At 53.7% G+C, this 201-nt stretch carries 1 tRNA gene; it reads left to right on the top strand.

The annotated features are described in order from the left end of the window. A tRNA-Val gene (locus I6E40_RS10925) sits at positions 1-72 on the top strand. Positions 73-201 lie beyond the last annotated feature (129 nt).

Here is a 201-nt window from a genome sequence, read left to right as displayed (position 1 = left end):
CACTTAGCTCAGTTGGTTCAGAGCGTCTGCCTTACAAGCAGAGGGTCGGGGGTTCGAATCCCTCAGTGCCCACTCCCTTTTCCACAAGTTGCACGAAGGTCTTCCGAAAGGATGAACATATTTCCCGAAAGGGCACTTAGCTCAGTTGGTTCAGAGCGTCTGCCTTACAAGCAGAGGGTCGGGGGTTCGAATCCCTCAGTG

The sequence above is a fragment of the Prevotellamassilia timonensis genome (assembly GCF_021531665.1).
GTDB lineage: Bacteria > Bacteroidota > Bacteroidia > Bacteroidales > Bacteroidaceae > Alloprevotella.
Note: the sequence above shows the minus strand (reverse complement) of the source record. Positions and strands in the feature narration are given on the sequence as shown.